17 protein-coding genes are annotated in these 17,607 nt (G+C 43.7%); 9 read left to right on the forward strand and 8 right to left on the reverse strand.

The features are described from left to right. Positions 1-4: 4 nt before the first annotated feature. The 4 genes from argC to DFR63_RS10430 are packed head-to-tail and all read left to right on the forward strand — an operon-like array spanning position 5 to position 4,401. Positions 5-1,045, forward strand: coding sequence for an N-acetyl-gamma-glutamyl-phosphate reductase (gene argC / locus DFR63_RS10415; RefSeq protein WP_115885887.1), 1,041 nt, complete (start codon positions 5-7; stop codon positions 1,043-1,045). A gap of 14 nt (positions 1,046-1,059) precedes the next feature. Then, complete coding sequence (argJ, locus tag DFR63_RS10420; protein ID WP_115885888.1) at positions 1,060-2,280, forward strand: bifunctional glutamate N-acetyltransferase/amino-acid acetyltransferase ArgJ; 1,221 nt, start codon at positions 1,060-1,062, stop codon at positions 2,278-2,280. A gap of 10 nt (positions 2,281-2,290) precedes the next feature. Then, positions 2,291-3,196, forward strand: coding sequence for an acetylglutamate kinase (gene argB, locus DFR63_RS10425; protein ID WP_211313799.1), 906 nt, complete (start codon positions 2,291-2,293; stop codon positions 3,194-3,196). After that, complete coding sequence (locus DFR63_RS10430) at positions 3,193-4,401, forward strand: aspartate aminotransferase family protein (RefSeq protein WP_115885890.1); 1,209 nt, start codon at positions 3,193-3,195, stop codon at positions 4,399-4,401. Before argB ends, DFR63_RS10430 begins: the two co-directional genes overlap by 4 nt. A gap of 100 nt (positions 4,402-4,501) precedes the next feature. On the opposite strand, the gene DFR63_RS10435 is transcribed toward DFR63_RS10430, so the two are convergent. The 6 genes from DFR63_RS10435 to DFR63_RS10460 form a co-directional block, all read right to left on the reverse strand. Then, positions 4,502-5,275: an SDR family NAD(P)-dependent oxidoreductase gene (locus DFR63_RS10435; RefSeq protein WP_115885935.1), complete on the reverse strand. Its 774-nt coding sequence runs from the start codon at positions 5,273-5,275 to the stop codon at positions 4,502-4,504. 32 nt (positions 5,276-5,307) lie between these two features. Continuing rightward, complete coding sequence (locus DFR63_RS10440; RefSeq protein ID WP_115885891.1) at positions 5,308-6,027, reverse strand: YebC/PmpR family DNA-binding transcriptional regulator; 720 nt, start codon at positions 6,025-6,027, stop codon at positions 5,308-5,310. Between the two features lie 47 nt (positions 6,028-6,074). Beyond that, a complete protein-coding gene (locus DFR63_RS10445) occupies positions 6,075-6,989 on the reverse strand; it encodes a Rossmann-fold NAD(P)-binding domain-containing protein (RefSeq protein ID WP_115885892.1) in 915 nt (304 codons plus the stop codon). Positions 6,990-6,999: 10 nt separating this feature from the next. Further along, positions 7,000-8,151 carry an MFS transporter gene (locus DFR63_RS10450; protein WP_245954178.1) on the reverse strand — a complete coding sequence of 384 codons (1,152 nt, stop codon included), beginning with the start codon at positions 8,149-8,151 and terminating at the stop codon, positions 7,000-7,002. A 106-nt stretch (positions 8,152-8,257) separates the two neighbouring features. Further along, complete coding sequence (locus DFR63_RS10455) at positions 8,258-9,448, reverse strand: dicarboxylate/amino acid:cation symporter (protein ID WP_115885893.1); 1,191 nt, start codon at positions 9,446-9,448, stop codon at positions 8,258-8,260. 68 nt (positions 9,449-9,516) lie between these two features. After that, positions 9,517-10,020 (reverse strand): GNAT family N-acetyltransferase, encoded by a 504-nt coding sequence (locus DFR63_RS10460; RefSeq protein ID WP_115885894.1) that lies wholly within the window; start codon positions 10,018-10,020, stop codon positions 9,517-9,519. 112 nt (positions 10,021-10,132) lie between these two features. Between DFR63_RS10460 and DFR63_RS10465 the strand changes: the two genes are divergently transcribed. Continuing rightward, positions 10,133-10,414, forward strand: coding sequence for a hypothetical protein (locus tag DFR63_RS10465; protein WP_115885895.1), 282 nt, complete (start codon positions 10,133-10,135; stop codon positions 10,412-10,414). 58 nt (positions 10,415-10,472) lie between these two features. Here the strand turns inward: DFR63_RS10465 and DFR63_RS10470 are convergent, their stop codons facing one another. Then, complete coding sequence (locus DFR63_RS10470; RefSeq protein WP_115885896.1) at positions 10,473-11,111, reverse strand: DsbA family oxidoreductase; 639 nt, start codon at positions 11,109-11,111, stop codon at positions 10,473-10,475. Positions 11,112-11,281: 170 nt separating this feature from the next. On the opposite strand from DFR63_RS10470, the gene trhO reads away from it, so the two are divergent. The 4 genes from trhO (at position 11,282) to DFR63_RS10490 (ending at position 16,468) form a co-directional block, all read left to right on the forward strand. Continuing rightward, positions 11,282-12,265, forward strand: a complete 984-nt coding sequence (gene trhO, locus DFR63_RS10475; protein WP_115885897.1) for an oxygen-dependent tRNA uridine(34) hydroxylase TrhO — start codon at positions 11,282-11,284, stop codon at positions 12,263-12,265. A gap of 254 nt (positions 12,266-12,519) precedes the next feature. Then, a complete protein-coding gene (locus DFR63_RS10480; RefSeq protein ID WP_115885898.1) occupies positions 12,520-13,521 on the forward strand; it encodes an MsnO8 family LLM class oxidoreductase in 1,002 nt (333 codons plus the stop codon). Next, positions 13,518-14,828, forward strand: a complete 1,311-nt coding sequence (locus DFR63_RS10485) for an LLM class flavin-dependent oxidoreductase (RefSeq protein WP_115885899.1) — start codon at positions 13,518-13,520, stop codon at positions 14,826-14,828. Before DFR63_RS10480 ends, DFR63_RS10485 begins: the two co-directional genes overlap by 4 nt. Positions 14,829-15,028: 200 nt before the next feature. Further along, complete coding sequence (locus DFR63_RS10490) at positions 15,029-16,468, forward strand: carbon starvation CstA family protein (RefSeq protein WP_115885900.1); 1,440 nt, start codon at positions 15,029-15,031, stop codon at positions 16,466-16,468. Positions 16,469-16,546: 78 nt separating this feature from the next. Here DFR63_RS10490 and DFR63_RS10495 read toward each other — a convergent pair whose 3' ends face one another. Then, a complete protein-coding gene (locus DFR63_RS10495) occupies positions 16,547-17,545 on the reverse strand; it encodes a CHAP domain-containing protein (RefSeq protein WP_162842343.1) in 999 nt (332 codons plus the stop codon). Positions 17,546-17,607 lie beyond the last annotated feature (62 nt).

Raw genomic sequence — 17,607 nt, forward strand, 5'->3', positions numbered from 1 at the left:
TATTATGATCAAAGTCAGTATTATCGGTGCAACAGGTTACACAGGCAGCGAGCTTTTACGTTATTTAATTCCCCACTCGGAAGTTGAACTCATGTATTTAACATCGCGCAGCCATGCTGGCACAAAGGCTGACAGTTACTACCCCTTCTTAAAAGGAAGTATCGACAAGCAGTTTTCAGAACTCAATCAGGAAGTAGTATTCGATGAGAGCGATGTCGTCTTTATCTGTCTGCCCCACGGTCATTCGATGGAACTTTCAGCAGCAGCTTCAGAATATGATGTAAAGGTTATCGACCTCGGCGCTGATTTCCGTCTGAAAAATATCGATGTCTATGAACAGACTTATAACGTTGAACAGGCTGCACCAAATTTACTGAAAGATTTTGTTTACGGCCTGCCTGAAAAATACAGAAATGATATTAAAAATGCGAAATACATTGCCAATCCCGGGTGTTTCGTGACAAGTGCCTTACTCGGTCTCCTTCCTGCAGTAAGCGATACCCTGATTGATGAACAGTCTGTAATTATCGACAGTAAAACAGGTGTCAGCGGGGCGGGGCGCAGCGCTTCGGTTGATAAGCTGCTGACGGAACTGATGGGCAACTTTAAAGCATACAATCCACTCGCCCACCGCCATATTCCGGAAATTGAGCAGGAACTGAACAGCTCATCAAAAAATGCTGTACAGGTGCAGTTTACGCCTCACTTACTCCCGGCAGAGCGCGGTATCTTCTCAACAATTTACGCAACAGTTAAAGACGGCATTACCGAAGCTGACATTATTGACAGCTATAAGTCAGCATATGAAAATGAGCCGTTTGTGCATGTACTTGAGGCAGGGGAACTGCCGCAGATGAAACACGTTGGCGGAACAAACAGCTGTCAGCTGTCAGTACAGCTGGACGAACGGACAGGCAGACTCCTTGTTTTATCAGTTATCGATAACTTAGGCAAAGGCGCAGCAGGACAAGCGGTACAAAATATGAACATCATGTTTGGATTGCCTGAAAATTCAGGACTGACTACCATTGCCATGATGCCTTAGAGAGGGTTTTTGATATGCAGATTACAGAGGAAAAAGGATTGGTGCAAAAAGGACTTTGTGCGGTTGAAGGCGTCGAAACAAACGGTATACATACCGGTTTTAAAGCTCAGGACAAGGATCTTGCGCTCATCTATTTTCCGGATGGTGCAACCGTAACAGGAGTGTTTACGAGAAATAAAGTGAAAGCACACTCCGTACTTTACGATATGAAAATGCTTAAAAACTTTACAGATTTTAAAGCTATTTTGGTTAACAGCGGCAATGCTAATGCGTGCAATGGACTGAACGGCGAAGAGGATGTTCAGTCAATGACTTCAGCTCTGGCAAAAAAACTGAATATCGAATCGCATGAAGTTCTCGTCAGCTCGACAGGTGTCATCGGTGAGCCTATGAATTTAAAACCATTCTATACTGGTCTCGACTCGCTGATTGGCGGACTTGGCACGGACACTTCCACCTCAGCAGCCGAGGCAATTATGACGACGGATACTGTGCCGAAAGAACTGTCATTAGAAGCTGAAATCGGCGGTCACACTGTGCATTTCGGTGCCATGATTAAAGGTGCAGGTATGATTCATCCGAATATGGGCACCATGCTCGGCTACATTGTTACCGATGCCGGACTGCCGCAAGCTGACTTAAACGCCGCTTTGAAATCTGCAGCTGACGACAGCTTTAACGTCATGACAGTCGACGGCGATACGAGTACAAATGACACTGTGCTGCTCGCTTCTACTAATAAACTTATGCTCGATGAAAGTCATGCGGCCGAATTTACTTCGGTGCTGACTGCGCTGTGCCAAAAGTTAGCGCAGATGATTGCACGCGACGCTGAAGGTGCGACGAAGTTCGTTACCGTAAATGTTATTAATGCATACAGTAAAAGTGATGCTGTCAGTGTGGCAAAAACAGTCGCAACATCGAGCCTCGTTAAAACAGCTGTTTACGGTCAGGACGCCAACTGGGGCCGGGTTATTATGGCCATCGGAAACAGCGACGCTAATTATTTAAATCCGGCTACAATAACGATTAAATTCACTTCAGGCAATGATGAAGTTCTCGTCTGTCATGAGGGTCTCGCAGTACCTTTCGATGAAGCCCGCGCTCATGAAATTTTAAGCGCTCAAGATATTGGGATTTTTATCGATTTAAATGCAGGTGAATCTTCAGCTCAAGTATGGACGTGTGATATGTCACTCGATTATGTAAAAATAAATGCGGACTACAGAAGTTAGGATGATAATCATGAATGATACAGAGAGAATAGATACGCTCATCGAAGCCCTGCCCTACATTAATATTTTCCAGGATAATATTATCGTGCTGAAATACGGCGGCAATGCCATGGTCAATGACAGCTTAAAAGAGTCGGTCATGCAGGATGTGCTGCTCATGAAATCGGTCGGTATCAAGCCTGTCATCGTTCACGGCGGCGGACCGTTCATCAATAATATGCTGACCGACTTAAATATCGAAACCGAGTTTAAAAAGGGACTCCGCGTGACAGATGATGCGGTGATGAATGTTGCTGAAATGGTGTTATCCGGCCAGGTGAATAAGGATATTGTAAAACATTACAACAAGATCGGCGGCAAGGCTGTCGGTATTTCAGGCAAGGACGGCAATCTGATTAAAGTGAAGAAGAAGTACATTGAAGAGCATAATAATAAGGGGGAAATCAGACGGGTAGATATCGGCCTTGTCGGGGAGATTGAAACGATTGATCCTGCTCTCGTGACCTTGCTGATTGACAATGACTTCGTCCCTGTCATTTCACCGGTAGCTGCGGATATGAACGGCGACACTTATAACGTGAATGCGGACTATGTCGCAGGAGAAATTGCCGGTGCAATCGGCGCTGATAAATTTATTCTTTTAACAGATACTAAAGGGGTATGCAAAGATAAAGACGACGAATCGACGCTGCTCGCAGAACTCACACTGGCAGAGGTGGAAGAGCATATAGAATCGGGTGTGATCTCCGAAGGTATGATTCCGAAAGTCGAATGCTGTTCGCACGCGCTTAGAAAAGGTGTCAGGCAAGCGCATATTGTCGACGGCCGCCTTAAGCATTCATTGCTTTTAGAGCTGTTTTTTGATGCAGGAATCGGCACGATGATTATACCTCATGAAGGAGGAAGAGTTTTATGAAGACAGAAGATTTAATTGAGCTTGGCAATTCAGCACTATTCAATACTTATAACCGCGGCGATAAAATATTTATTTCAGGTAAAGGCACATATATTAAAAATAACGACGGCGAAGAGTTTCTTGATTTCGTTTCAGGCATTGCGACTAATATTTTGGGACATGCTCATGAAAAAATTGTTGAAGCAGTCACCAAGCAGGCTTCAGAGCTGATACATATTTCCAATGTATACTGGAATAAACCGTCGATTGAACTTGCTGATAAGCTTGTAAATTATAAAGGAGCCGGCAGTTTATCGAAAGTATTCTTTACAAACTCAGGCGCTGAGGCGAACGAGGGTGCTCTGAAATTGGCACGGAAATACGGCAGGGAAGTGAACGGTTCGGAGTGTACAACAGTGATTTCTTTAGTGGATTCATTTCACGGCCGCACGATGGCAACCTTGTCCGCCACAGGCCAGACGGATATGCACAAAGACTTTCAGCCGCTTCTGTCCGGTTCAAAATATGTTGAATTAAATGACAGTGAAGGTCTGACGGCAGCTGTTGATAATAATACTTGTGCGATTATTTTTGAGACGATTCAGGGCGAAGGCGGTATTAATACTTTAAACGAGTCATTCATCGACACGCTGAATGAGCTTCAGAAGGACGGTGTTCTGCTGATTATCGATGAAGTTCAGACCGGCATGGGACGCACTGGGACACTTTTTTCATTTGAACAGTTCGGATTGGAGCCCGATGTCGTGACCTTCGCCAAAGGACTCGGCGGCGGCTTTCCGATTGGTGCATTTCTTGCGACCGATAAAGTTGCTGCACACTTTAAGCCGGGTGATCACGGGACGACGCTCGGCGGGAATCCTCTTGCAACCGCAGTCGGCAATGCAATATTTGATGAAATTATTGAAGCGGATCTGCTCGATAATGCTGCAGCGCGTTCAGCTGAGCTCACTGCAGGTCTCGAGAAAATATCCGCTGAAACCGGCAGTATTGCTGAAGTGAAAGGACTCGGACTCCTGATTGGTGTACAATTTGATGAAGCTGTGCCGGCAGCTGACGTTTTATCAGCATGCTATGATGAAAAAATGCTGGTAGTAACAGCGAAAAATAATGTTGTGCGCCTGCTTCCCCCGCTCAATGTAAGCGCTGAAGAAATCGATGAAGCGCTGGAGAAATTTGGTGCAGCGGTTAAAAAAGTTGCAGAATAATATGAAAAGCCATCAAATCTGTTAAGGATTCGATGGCTTTTATCGTTTGTCAGACACTGTCAGTTCCACGGTGTCCGATAAATACTCAAATACACTTTATTTACCAAGCGTGGCCGCTGCCGCCGTCAATATTCACCGCGGTCCCGCTCACGTATGATGCTAAATCAGAACAAAGGAAGGTAATCACGTTCGCGGCTTCCGATGTATCTCCGATACGGCCGAGCGGGATGTTGTCCGCCTTAGAAGCCGAGAATTCTTCCCATGATAGTTCCGGAGACTGCTTCTGCCAGCGTTTTTCGATCTGGTCGCTCCGAATCAGACCGATGCATACTGCGTTTACACGAACGCCGTACTGTCCAAGGTCTTTGCTCATCGCTTTAGTGAGCGCGAGTCCTGCACTCCGCGATACTGTTGTCGGCAGAGAGTTCGGCTGGGGCGTTTTCCCCATGACTGCTGTTAAGTTTAATATTGCCCCGCCCTGTTTTTTCAAATACGGCAGTGCGGCTTTTGCCATTTTTACTGCTGCCATCACTTTCAGATCAATATCCTCTTCCCAATCTGCAAGTTCAACATCTTCAAAGTTTTTGGCAAACGAACTGCCAGCATTATTCACAAGCACGTCCAGCCGTCCGTATTTCTCAATGACTGCTTTAACAATTTTCTCACCTGCGCCGCTTTCAGTTATATCCTGCGCAATATAGTCAACGTCACCAAATTCACGAAGTTCCTCAGCCGCTTCTTTTAAAGCTTCTTCACCGCGTGCAACTAGCATCACTTTAGCCCCGAGCTTTACCATCTGTTCTGCCGTTTCACGTCCGATACCTTTACTCGAGCCCGTAATGACCGCTGCCTTTCCCTGATAACCGAAATCCATTAACTCTGACACAGTATCACTCCTTCATAAGTTTACTCACCTAAGTTTACATTATGAAACACGTTCGATACATCTTCCACGTCTTCTAAAGCATCAATCAATTTCTCAAACTGTTCGAGATCTTCTTCTCCTAAACTCACTTCGTTCTGCGCAATCATCGCATGTTCCGCCACTTCGAAGTCTTCGACTCCAAGCTTATCAAGCGCTTCTTTAATATCATTATATGCCTGCGGTTCACCGTAGACGACGGTCATCCCGTTTTCTTCCGCAACATCTTTCACATCGACTTCTGCTTCCATTAAATGCATAAGCACAGTCTCATCGTCAAATCCGCTAAAAACAAAGACAGAAACGCTGTCGAACATATAGCTGACTGCCCCGCTGACTCCCATATTCCCGCCGTTTTTACCAAAAGCTGCACGGACATCGGATACTGTGCGGTTCACATTATTAGTTAGTGCATCGGCAATAATCATCGAACCGCCGGGTCCGAAACCTTCATAGCGGAGTTCGTCGAATGTTTCATCATCGCCGCCTTTCGCTTTTTCAATCGCTTTGTCTATAATATGTTTCGGCACAGAATAAGTTTTAGCACGTTCCAGTACGACTTTCAGCGCCTGGTTGGTTTCCGGATCCGGATCTCCTTTTTTTGCTGCTACATATATTTCTCTTCCAAACTTCGCATATATCCGGCTCGTATTCTGATCTTTCTGTGCTTTCTTCTCTTTAATATTATTCCATTTTCTTCCCATCGGTCATCTTCCTTAACTCAGTATAATTTCTTTTATATTTTACCACTTTATTTATTCCTGCGCGGACGCTGTTCAGGCACGTCTTTATTAATAATCATTTCGACCTGATAAATTCTGCTGACAAGCGATTGGATTGGAGCCTGTGTCATTTTAAACAGCGGCCACGGCAATGATGGTTCAAAGTCGTGCAGCGCCATAATGAACTCTTCTCTCTCTGGCAGCTTTCTGAATTCAAAGCGCTGTTCTTTATTTGTCGAGCGTTTTTTCAGGCTGCCGCCTGTAATTTCAAAAAACACAATATCCTCTTCAGAACGGGCCTCATTAAATTTTAAGACAAGCACCGGTTTCGGCTTATCGAGTACATTTATATACACCGTATTATTTTCGATGCGGGTATTAACGAAATCGTAAATGATTTCATCGAGCCAGGCGAAGTAATACCATGCCACATTCTCTACTGTCCATCCCGGAGGCAGCGGAGCTCGCTGCACGCTCCGTACATTGTTATAATCCTTCGTTTTATAAGTCAGGTTTTTGCCGTAGCGGCGGATAGGCGTTTCTGTTTTCTGAACCCTGGCACCGTAAGCACCTAATATCGATAAAATACTGCCGTCTGACAGTTCATCGGCGATATATATTATCTGTTCCACGTTATTAGTGCTTGCCGCCCGCGCGATATTATCCGCAATCAGCAAATATAAATCGTAAAATTTCCCCTGTGTCAGCCTGTTGAGCCGCATAATCGGGTCTTCGTAAAAAATTACCACATCAATATTCCTGAGCGCTTCTTCAACTTCAGGTAAAATAAATAAGTCTTTTTTAATAAATGTAATATTTTCGTAATCCGGCGCCTGTTTCGGACTTGAAAAAGCGAACAGGTTAGCCGCTTCGTTGAGCTCTAAATACATATGCTCGCCGATTCTGCCATGTACACCCATAAGCAGTACATTTTTCTTGGTCATAACAATCCTCCTATTGACGGCTTATTTCCAGTCTGTAACGAATAAACATTAAAATTACAAGCATGACAAGCGTCAGCAGACCGATTCCGAGAAACGGCAGATTAAACACCGTTGCAAAATAGCCTGCAAGCACAGAGCCCGCTACAGAGCCGAGTGAAAAGTAAGAATAAAAGATTCCGTTTGCCTTGCCCCGCTCATTCATTTCCGAATGTTCCGCGATAATCTTATTCATCGACGGGAAGATAAAACCGAATCCAAATCCGTAAATCACCATAACTAAAAAGACAAAACCTGACGACGGAGCGAAGTGCAGCAGTATCATGCTGGCACTTAAAATCAGGATGCCGGCGGCAACGAGACTTTCACTTTTATAGCGCGAATATATTTTATTAATCGGTGTCGCAAAAACAATAATTGCTGTCACACCAAACACGCTCAGCATCATGCCTGTAATCGATGCTTCAAGGCCGAGAATGCCGGTTTTTATCGGCAGTCCGAAAGCCAGTGTTCCCTGGGCAATCATCAAGGTAAATGATGAGATGTATGCGACATTTAAGGACGGACGGAGCAGCAGTTCTTTAAAAGGTGTTGCCGCGTGACGCGTTCTGCTTTCGTCTGTCGAACTTTCCCTGATACCAAAGAAGGTTAAAAGCGTTCCAAATACGTATACCCCGGATAAGATGAAGTACACCATTTCGTAGCTGACAGCACTTGAAATAATACCGCCTGCAGCCGGTCCGACTATTGCCGCTGTTCCGATGGCAACACCGGTCAAGGCCATCGATTTGCCAATGGCCGACTTCCGGGAAATATCAGCGATTAAACTGAAGGACGCCGGCGTGAGCAGACCGCTCGAAAAACCGTGTATGGCTCTGACACCAATCAGTATTGCGATCGACGGCGTCATCGTATAAATCAGCACGAAAAACACTTGCATAATCATGCCGAATAACAGCGTATTTCTGCGTCCGAACTTATCTGAGAGAAAGCCGCCGGCGATGTTTCCTGCCATATTGAACAGCGAATACATCGCAACGACAATACCTGCTGTAAATTCAGAAGCACCGAGCTCTAAAGCGAACGGCGTAATAATCGGCAGCTGGATAAATAAATCCAAAAAGCAGATGACGATAACCAAATATAAAATAACTTTTGACTTCACATTATTCCCTCTATCTAAAATTCACATTTTCTATCCTTTCAATTATAACGAAAAAAAGACAGCAAGGCACGCATGCCCGGCTGTCTTTCTTTTCTTCGTATAAAATTTAAGCTTTTTTGTTCAATTTTTGTTCATACGCATCGATGATTGCCGCAACAGCGCCGTCACCTGTAACGTTAGTTGCTGTACCAAAGCTGTCCTGGGCAACGTATAAGGCAATCATAAAGGCAACTGCTGCTTCATTAAATCCAAGATTAGACATCAGCACACCGCTCGCTGCCATAATCGCACCGCCCGGCACACCCGGAGCTGCAATCATTACAACACCTAAGAGGAGTATTACACCAAGCATTTCCCACAGCCCCGGCATATCATAGGCCGGGAGAATCGTCATTACCGCAATGGAGCAGCTGACGATTGTAATCGTACTGCCGGACAGATGAATAGTCGCACAAAGCGGCACTACGAAGTCCGCTATACGCCCGCGAACACCATTTTCTTTAGTTCTGGCCAGTGTTACCGGAATTGTTGCAGCACTCGACATGGTACCGAGTGCTGTAAAATACGCCGGAAGCATATTTTTCAGCATCTTAAACGGATTCTGCTTTAATAATGAACCCGCAATTGTATACTGAAGCATCAGCCATACCCAATGCAGAATAACTGCTACAAGGAGTACGACACCAAACACGAGCAGCGTGTCAAATACAGTTCCTGTCGCTGCCATGCCTGCGAATACTCCCGCAATGTAGAATGGTAAAATTCTGATAATCACTTTTTCAATAATAAATTCTGTGATATCTTTCCCCTGATCAAAGAACTTTATCATTAAGTCCAGTTTTAGAATGTTCATAACGATACCGACGGCAAAAGCCAGTACAAGCGCCGGTAAAATATCCATGACAGGCGGAATATCAAATTCTAAGAACGGAGCAATTTCAGCACCCTCTTCCGGCACTGAACTACCCCCTGTAATACGCGGCATGATAAAACTTGCTACGGCAAAAGCCAAAAGACCCGCGCCGAGCGTTGATATGTATGCTACTCCTAAAGTCGCGCCGACGACCTTACCCGACCCTGTACCGATTTTTGAAATCCCCGATGCAATAAAAAACAGAATAATAAATGGAATTGTAAAGAAGATAAACGCTCCAAGTACTGATTGCATCGTTACGAATAACCTGACAACAGCTTCCATAATAGAACCTGCAGTGCCGCCGTCCCCTACAAGGTAGTATATTCCCCCCACCAGAATACCGGCAACGATACCCGCAATTAATTTTGCTAATAATTTCACACTAAATCCCCCTTGATTTTTTCATCTCAATTAACATAGCTTTTTACACTCCGGATTGCAATCGATTTCTAGAAAACTTTTTCGTAGGCCGCGTACCAGTTATCCAGATTATCATCGAGATTCAGATGCCCCTTGTAATCGAAGCCGAGCTTTTGAAACAACCGCTGCATCGGTTTGTTTTCCTGTGAAGTATCGGTATGTATGCCGAGATATTCTTTTTCCCGTCCGATTTCCACAATGCCTTTTAATATTTTTTGTGCGAGCCCCTGGCCCTGATACTGCGGATCAACAGCGAGTCTGTGAAGGGCAAGACAGTCCATGCGCGCCAGTTCCCAGGGAATATCATCATAAGCAAACGCATGATTGTCATCAGCGGCGATGCACCCCTTAATCACTGCTTCTTCTTCAAAAACGTAAAGTGTGCCGTTTTTTATATCTTTTTTGAAAGTCGCATCAGTCGGGTAGTATTCATCCCACTGATAATTTCCCGCTGCGTGCATTCTCGGTATTACTTTTCTGATAATCTCCATTATATAAGGTACATCATCGCTTTCTGCTAAACGTAAAGCCATTCGTTTTCCTCCATTTAATATTAATTTTCTTAAAATACCGTCAATAAGCTATGCATATAATTATACATTGTTGTATACTATTTTAAAGACTAAAAATGTAAGGGGTTTTATAATGTTCAAGTTTGATAAAAACACTGTTCCGTATCATATTTCGAATATGATATTTTACGTAGTTACATTAGCTGTTGTCGGACTGATTTATTATTTCGCATTTCTACCGCCGCTCCTGGAAGTTACGACATCTGAATTTTTCTCATCCTTCGGTTTTGACGAGTTTATCGGATCGCTGTTCTTCCTGATTTTAATTATCGTGCCGTTTCTTCTTATAGCCGGTGCTGTATATCATTTAATTAAACTGATTAAACCAGGAAAAAACGTGCCGGCAGAAAACTGATTTCCATGGGGATGGAAAAAACTCCGCAGTCAGAAGGCTGCGGAGTTTTTCTATAACGTTATTCAGACTGCAGCGTTTTGTTTAAAGCAATAGTATAATGACGAGGTTCACGGGCGCCGCTGATTGCAAATTTCTCATCGAATATGTAATACGGCAGCGTGCGGACTTTGTTTACTTTCGCCATATTAAAGTCGCCGATAACATTTTCCAAAAATAAGCTCGGGTCATTAATCACTTCGAGAGCGGGTACTTCAGGTATACCGTTTGTTTTGGCGATTTCTAAGAGCACATCTTTATCGCTGACGTTCTTACCTTCTGTAAAATATGCTCGGTGCAGCGATTCAAGCACCGCTTCTCCAAGTCCGAATTCATAGGCCAATTTTAATAATCTGTGCGCATCTCTCGTATTCGACGGGATCACTTTATCCATGTTAAACTCTATACCGGCGACTTTGCCCTGTTCGACGATATGATTCACCATTTCTTTAACCTCATCCAGCGGTTTCTCATGCTTTTCCGCAAGGACTTCATACATATTTTTCTCAGGTACTTTCGGCGCCTGATTATCCAGTTCATAGCTCGCGTACTCTATATTAATTTTTGCATCTGTTTTGTATTCAGCCAGTGCTTTTTCAAAGTTTTTCTTGCCGATATAGCAAAACGGACATGCGATATCAGTATAAATTTTAACATCCATCAAACCACTCCTTATCTTTATTAAATTTTAACACACTTACAGGTAGAATTAGAAAACTGTCAACATGTTGTGAATTTTTTCATACTAAATAATGTCAAAGTCTGATACAATAATGTCTGTAAAACTATCAGGATTTATCCTGCAAATAAATTTGATAGGTGGAAAATATAATGAAATATCGAGTTTTACTTTACTATTACTACACGGATGTAGAAGATCCGGAAACATTTGCGGCAGAACATTTAAGATTCTGTAAGGACCTCGGCCTGAAAGGCCGTATTCTTGTAGCCGAAGAAGGTATTAACGGAACGGTTTCAGGCGATTATGAACAGACTGAACGCTATATGGAATATATGAAAGCACATCCTTTATTTAAAGATATTGTCTTTAAAATTGATGAAGCTGATGAACATGCATTTAAGAAAATGTTCGTGCGTCCGCGTCCCGAGCTTGTTAACCTGAGCCTTGATACTGACATTGACCCGCGTGAACAGACAGGTGAATATTTATCACCTGAAGAATTCTACGAACAGATGCAGCGCGATGATACCGTAGTTCTCGACGTCCGCAACATATATGAATACGACGTCGGCCATTTCCGCGGCGCAATCAAGCCGGAAGTTGAAACATTCAGAGATACACCGCAATGGGTGCGCGACAACAAGCATCTGTTTGAAGGCAAGAAGATTCTCACCTACTGCACAGGCGGAATCCGCTGTGAGAAATTCTCAGGATGGCTGAAGAATGAAGGCTTTGATAATGTAGCACAACTGCACGGCGGCGTTGCAACATATTCGAAAGACCCTGTCGCTAAAGGCCAGCTGTGGGACGGACAAATGTACGTCTTTGATGAAAGACTGACAGTGCCGATCAATCAGGTTGAACACGTAGTCGTTGGCCGCGATCACTTTGACGGCGAACCGTGTGAACGTTATATTAACTGTGCGAACCCTGTCTGCAACGCTCAAATTTTAGCGTCTGAAGAAAACCAGCACTATCACCTCGGCGGATGTTCCATCGAATGTGCAGAACACCCGCGCAACAGATATATCGTTGAACACAACATGACCAGCGACTTCGTTAAAGAACGTATAGAAGAATTAAAGCAGACAGATTTTGCTAAAACAGAACCTGTTTTGAGTCATAAAGGTTAATATATATTTATTCGGCCAGCCGTGGAAGTCCCCGGCTGGCTTTTTTGTGCTGTTTTTGACAAGTCCGGCCGCTTGCCGGTCAATGAACCACCCTCCTCCCTTAATTCCTAGTAGAAAAGTAAGTTTTATTTGATAAATGCTGTTTAAATTATTGAATTATTCTAAATACGTGATATCATTAATTTCAATTCATAGTTATTGACTAGGAAAAAAATATTGTATATTAGTCATTTATTTATTGGAAGGAGAATTTCATGGAGTTCAATATTTTAAATCAGAGCCCTGTACTTAACGGACATTCTGTCGAACAGTCTCTCGGCCATACGACAGAGCTTGCGAAGCTGGCTGACCGCCTTGGCTACAAACGTTACTTCGTATCGGAACATCACAATATGGAAAATGTCATCGGTACATCACCTGAAGTTTTAGTAACACATCTTCTTAACCAGACAAAAAATATAAATATCGGAGCAGGCGGTGTTATGCTGTCCCATCACAATCCTTTTCACGTAGCCGAGCAGTTCCAGCTGATCAGCCATCTCGCTCCCGGACGCGTCAATCTCGGTGTCGGCAAGGCTCCCGGCGGAACACCGCTCGCAACTGCTGCGCTGCAGCACGAGCTTCGTTCCGATATTGACTCCTTTAATGACCGATTCCTTAGTTTGAAATCTTTCGTGGACGGTACCCACGATAATCACAAAGTACTTAAAATATCCGTAGACACTGAATCTTCGAAACCTGATTTATTTTTGCTCGGCGGCAGTTTATCGTCTGCAAAATTTGCTGCTGACAATGAAGTGAATTATATCTTTGCTCATTTTATTAAAAATGATGAAATATTACTGAAAGAAGTGGCCTCAGCCTACAAAGGATTGTATCCTGATGGGAAATTCATTGCAGCCTTATCAGTGCTCTTAACTGAAACGGAAAAAGAGAAGAAAGCTGCGAAAGAAGAAAATGTCGTCTACTCTCTTAAATTCAAAGATGGAAGAACACTGCGTGTCACTACAGAGAAACAGGTCAATGACTATATTAAAAATACCGATGAAAAAATTGAAGTAGAGAAGAGTCAGCTGGATATGATACTCGGCACAAAGGACGAGATTTTATCGAAATTAAATGAACTCAGCAACAGCTGTCCAATCGATGAGTTCATGTTCCATCTGCCGACAGCAGATGCTAATCTCCGCAACCTTACAGTAGAAGCACTTGCACCGATTCATACCATACACAAAGAAAAGGCTGGGATATTATGAGTAAGAAAGTACAATTCGGAGTTATGCTGCACGGCCCCGGCGGTCACATGAATGCATGGAGAAGCGAAGACGTTCCAAGTGATGCGAGCGTGAATTTCGAACACTACAAAAATATTACTTTAAAGGCTGAAGATGCAGGCTTTTCTTTTATATTTGTAGCTGACGGACTGTATATAAACGATAAATCAATTCCGCACTTTTTAAGCCGCTTCGAACCGTTAACCCTGCTCGGCGCCCTTGCACCGATTACATCTCATATCGGTCTTGTTGCAACGGTATCGACGTCCTACAGCGAACCGTTTACAATTGCACGGCAGCTCGCATCAGTTGATATAATGAGCGGCGGACGTGCGGGCTGGAACGTCGTCACATCACCGCTTGAAGGCAGTGCGAAAAACTTCAGCAAAGACAAACATCCGGAGCACAGTCTCCGCTACGATATCGCAGATGAACATCTCGCAGTCGTTCAGGGCTTGTGGGATTCCTTTGAAGATGATGCTTTTGTGCGCGATAAAAAAAGCGGGAAGTATTTTGACAAGGGAAAAATGCATCAGCTGAATTACGAAGGTGAATTCTTTAAGATCCAGGGTCCGCTCAATATCGAGCGCTCTCCTCAAGGCCAGCCGATAATTTTCCAGGCAGGTGCTTCTAAAAAAGGCTCAGCATTCGCGGCACGAAATGCCGATGCTGTCTTTACCAATGCGAGCACTCTGGAAAAAGCGCAAAAAACTTATGCAGACCTGCGCCAGCAGGCGGCGGATAACGGCCGCAGCCCTGATGAGATTAAAGTATTCCCGACTCTGCAGCCCATTGTCGGCAAAGATCAAGATGAAGTCCGCGAACGTTACGAATACATTAAGAACCTGGTGACGATTGAAGAAGCTCTCGCTTATCTCGGCCGTTACTTCGATCATCACGATTTCAGCCAATACGATGTCGATGCACCGTTCCCTGAACTTGGAGATATCGGTAAAAACAGTTTCCAGTCGACAACTGACGAAATTAAGAAACGCGCTAAGGAAAACAAACTGACCCTGCGTCAGGTGGCAATGGAAGAAACTACACGTGAAAGTCCGTTTATGGGCACGTACGAAGAGGTAGCTGACCAGATTATTGAATGGGTTGAGAACAAAGGCGCTGACGGATTTGTTCTGACTCCGCATGTACTCGGAAATTTCTTCCACGACTTTATCGAAAAAGTGATTCCGATTTTAGTTGATAAAGGATATTACGATACTGCTTACGAAGGCAAAACTTTGCGGGATGAACTCGGCCTGCCGTTTAAAGAAAACAGGTATTCAAAATAAATTATTTGCGAGCATCTGCTTCCATTTGGAACAGATGCTTTTTTATTGCGGTTTATAGAGGTTCAAATCTTACTGAATCAGGATGTAAACACTTTAATTTTCTATTAAATCTAAATTATCTGAAATTTAATTGACGAATGTTACCAGTCTTGCTACACTTAGCATTAAATTTTTATAAATACAGTTGCAGGAGGACTGCCATGCTTACTTTTTTTACAGCTTTATTTTTATTAATTGCAGGATATATGATTTACGGGAAAATTGTTGAAAAAATATTTGTAATCAATGATAAAAATCCCACTCCGGCATATGAAACTAACGACGGTGTCGACTACATGCCGATGCATCCGATTAAAGGCTGGCTGATCCAGTTATTAAATATCGCCGGGCTAGGGCCTGTATTCGGTGCAGTCGCAGGTGCCGTTTACGGACCGCCTGCCTTAATCTGGATAGTTGTCGGCTGTATCTTTGCTGGTGCTGTTCACGATTACTTTGCCGGTATGCTCAGTCTAAGACATAACGGGTCGCAGTTTCCCGCGCTGGTAGAAAGATACTTAGGTAAAGGTGTTAAGGCTTTTATCTACATCGTGTCACTAGCCTTAATGATTCTCGTAACCGCAGCGTTCACTGCAGGTCCTGCAGAACTGATTTCCTTAAAAACAAACGGAGCCATTCCATTCTTTGCCGCTTTAGTTATTATTTTTGCATACTTTGTTATGGCAGCGGTACTGCCGATTAATAAAATCATTGGCCGTATTTATCCGTTTTTCGGTGCTGTGCTGATTATTATGGCGGTTTCAGTAATGATTGGTCTAATTTTTTCAAGCACTCCAATTCCAAACCTGACTTTTGAAAACCAGCATCCGGAAGGCCTTCCTGTCTGGCCATTAATTATGGTAACAATTTCATGCGGCGCAATCAGCGGTTTCCATTCAACTCAAAGCCCTATTATTGCGCGTACAGTTAAAAAAGAATCAGATGGCAGAAAAGTATTTTTCGGCGCTATGATTGCCGAAGGTGTTATTGCACTCATATGGGCGACTGCCGGCATGACATTCTTCCATGGCACAGGCGGACTGGCTGAAGCACTTGCAGCAGGCGGTCCTGCTGGTGTTATTGATACAATCTCTATTGAGATGCTCGGTTCTGCGGGGGCGATTCTTGCATTTTTAGGTGCGATTATCTTACCGATTACAACAGGAGATACTGCACTTCGTTCATCGCGCATGATGCTGACTGAAGCTGTAGCAAGTATAAAAAAGAGCCGTAAAGCACCAAAAATGTTCTGGATGACAATTTGTGTTGGTACTCCGGCCTTCCTCTTATCAACAATAGATTACACCTTTCTTTGGAGATACCTCGGTTTTACAAACCAGACAGTCGCAGCGACAATGCTGTGGGTTGCCACTGTTTATCTCTTAAAAGAAGGAAAGTTACATTACATTGCAGGTATCCCGGCCTTATTTATGACCGGTGTTGTAGGAACTTACTTCCTTTATGCACCGGAGACTTTAAATCTCGATTACGGAATCTCTGTTATCGGCGGTTTAATCCCGGTAGCTGTCACAGGTTTCCTCTATATCAAAGCAATTATGAAACAGCGTACTGCAGCAGTTAAAGACGCTCTATATGAGCATTAATTCTTCTCATCAACTGCATAAAAAGAGCGGGACCAGAATTCTTTAAGATTCTCGTCCCGCTTTTTTATTTATTATAAATTAGTTGATGAAATTGTGGCTTGCTGCTTGAGAAGCACTTAGTGTTCTTGTGCTCACACTTCCAAGTCCGCCGCCAAACTGCATTTCAGAAACAGTAACTGAACCGTCAGCGTTTACGTTTTCGACAATCGCAACGTGACCAAGTCCGTATGCACCATTAGTATAAGCTGGTGCCTGCATAATTGCACCTACTGAAGGTGAATTACTTACTGAGTAGCCTGATGCCTGAGCTGCGCTTGCCCAGTTTGTAGCATTTCCCCACATGTTGCCTGCGCCTAGACCGCGCTGTGAGCGCTGTTCAAATACATACCATGCACATGTACCCCAGTCATAGTAGTTTGCACCGTTGCTTGCACTTGTTACAGGTGCTGATGCTGCTGGAGTTGCTGCCTGCGGCTGTTCAACTTCCTCTACTGCTGGTGCTGAAACTTCTTCTGTTTGTACTTCTTCTGCTGCTGGAGCTGGTGCTGATTCAGCTGGAGCCGCTTCCGCTGCTTCAACTTCCTCTACTGCTGGTGCTGAAATTTCTTCAGCCGGAGCTGCAGTTTCCTCAGCAGGCGCTTCTTCTACTGTCACTGCTGCAGTCGCTGATATTTCAGCAACGGAAATAGTTTTGCCTGCAATAATTAAATCTGAAGATAAGTTGTTCCAAGCTTTAAGGTTGTCGACTGTTACATTGAACTGATTAGCAATTGCGAATAAAGTGTCGCCAGCTTCAATTGTATATGTAGTAGCAGTTTCTTCCTCTTCAACTTCAACTTCTTCTGCAGGTGCTGCATTTGGTGCTTCAGCGTCTACTTTAAGAACGTCTCCAGGAAAAATAAGATCTGAAGTTAAGTTGTTTAATGATTTAATTTCATTAACTGACTGTGCTGTACCTGAAGAGATGCTCCAAAGAGTGTCCCCTGATTCTACTGTAATTTCTGATGCTGATATATTAGCTGCAGCTACTGCTGATAAAGCTGTAAGCGATGCTGCAGAGATAATTGTTTTTTTCATGTTTAAATCCTCCATAGTTTGGGAATAATGTTATTGAACTCTATCCCGAGTCATTCCACGAG

The sequence above is a fragment of the Jeotgalicoccus halotolerans genome (assembly GCF_003387165.1).
Taxonomy (GTDB): Bacteria; Bacillota; Bacilli; order Staphylococcales; family Salinicoccaceae; genus Jeotgalicoccus; species Jeotgalicoccus halotolerans.

Bases quoted from the DNA above. Each gene is read 5' to 3' on its own strand.
- argC (WP_115885887.1), top strand. From the start codon at position 5: ATGATCAAAGTCAGTATTATCGGTGCAACAGGTTACACAGGCAGCGAG.
- argJ (WP_115885888.1), top strand. From the start codon at position 1,060: ATGCAGATTACAGAGGAAAAAGGATTGGTGCAAAAAGGACTTTGTGCG.
- argB (WP_211313799.1), top strand. From the start codon at position 2,291: ATGAATGATACAGAGAGAATAGATACGCTCATCGAAGCCCTGCCCTAC.
- DFR63_RS10430 (WP_115885890.1), top strand. From the start codon at position 3,193: ATGAAGACAGAAGATTTAATTGAGCTTGGCAATTCAGCACTATTCAAT.
- DFR63_RS10435 (WP_115885935.1), bottom strand. From the start codon at position 5,275: ATGGATTTCGGTTATCAGGGAAAGGCAGCGGTCATTACGGGCTCGAGT.
- DFR63_RS10440 (WP_115885891.1), bottom strand. From the start codon at position 6,027: ATGGGAAGAAAATGGAATAATATTAAAGAGAAGAAAGCACAGAAAGAT.
- DFR63_RS10445 (WP_115885892.1), bottom strand. From the start codon at position 6,989: ATGACCAAGAAAAATGTACTGCTTATGGGTGTACATGGCAGAATCGGC.
- DFR63_RS10460 (WP_115885894.1), bottom strand. From the start codon at position 10,020: ATGGCTTTACGTTTAGCAGAAAGCGATGATGTACCTTATATAATGGAG.
- DFR63_RS10465 (WP_115885895.1), top strand. From the start codon at position 10,133: ATGTTCAAGTTTGATAAAAACACTGTTCCGTATCATATTTCGAATATG.
- DFR63_RS10470 (WP_115885896.1), bottom strand. From the start codon at position 11,111: ATGGATGTTAAAATTTATACTGATATCGCATGTCCGTTTTGCTATATC.
- trhO (WP_115885897.1), top strand. From the start codon at position 11,282: ATGAAATATCGAGTTTTACTTTACTATTACTACACGGATGTAGAAGAT.
- DFR63_RS10480 (WP_115885898.1), top strand. From the start codon at position 12,520: ATGGAGTTCAATATTTTAAATCAGAGCCCTGTACTTAACGGACATTCT.
- DFR63_RS10485 (WP_115885899.1), top strand. From the start codon at position 13,518: ATGAGTAAGAAAGTACAATTCGGAGTTATGCTGCACGGCCCCGGCGGT.
- DFR63_RS10490 (WP_115885900.1), top strand. From the start codon at position 15,029: ATGCTTACTTTTTTTACAGCTTTATTTTTATTAATTGCAGGATATATG.
- DFR63_RS10495 (WP_162842343.1), bottom strand. From the start codon at position 17,545: ATGAAAAAAACAATTATCTCTGCAGCATCGCTTACAGCTTTATCAGCA.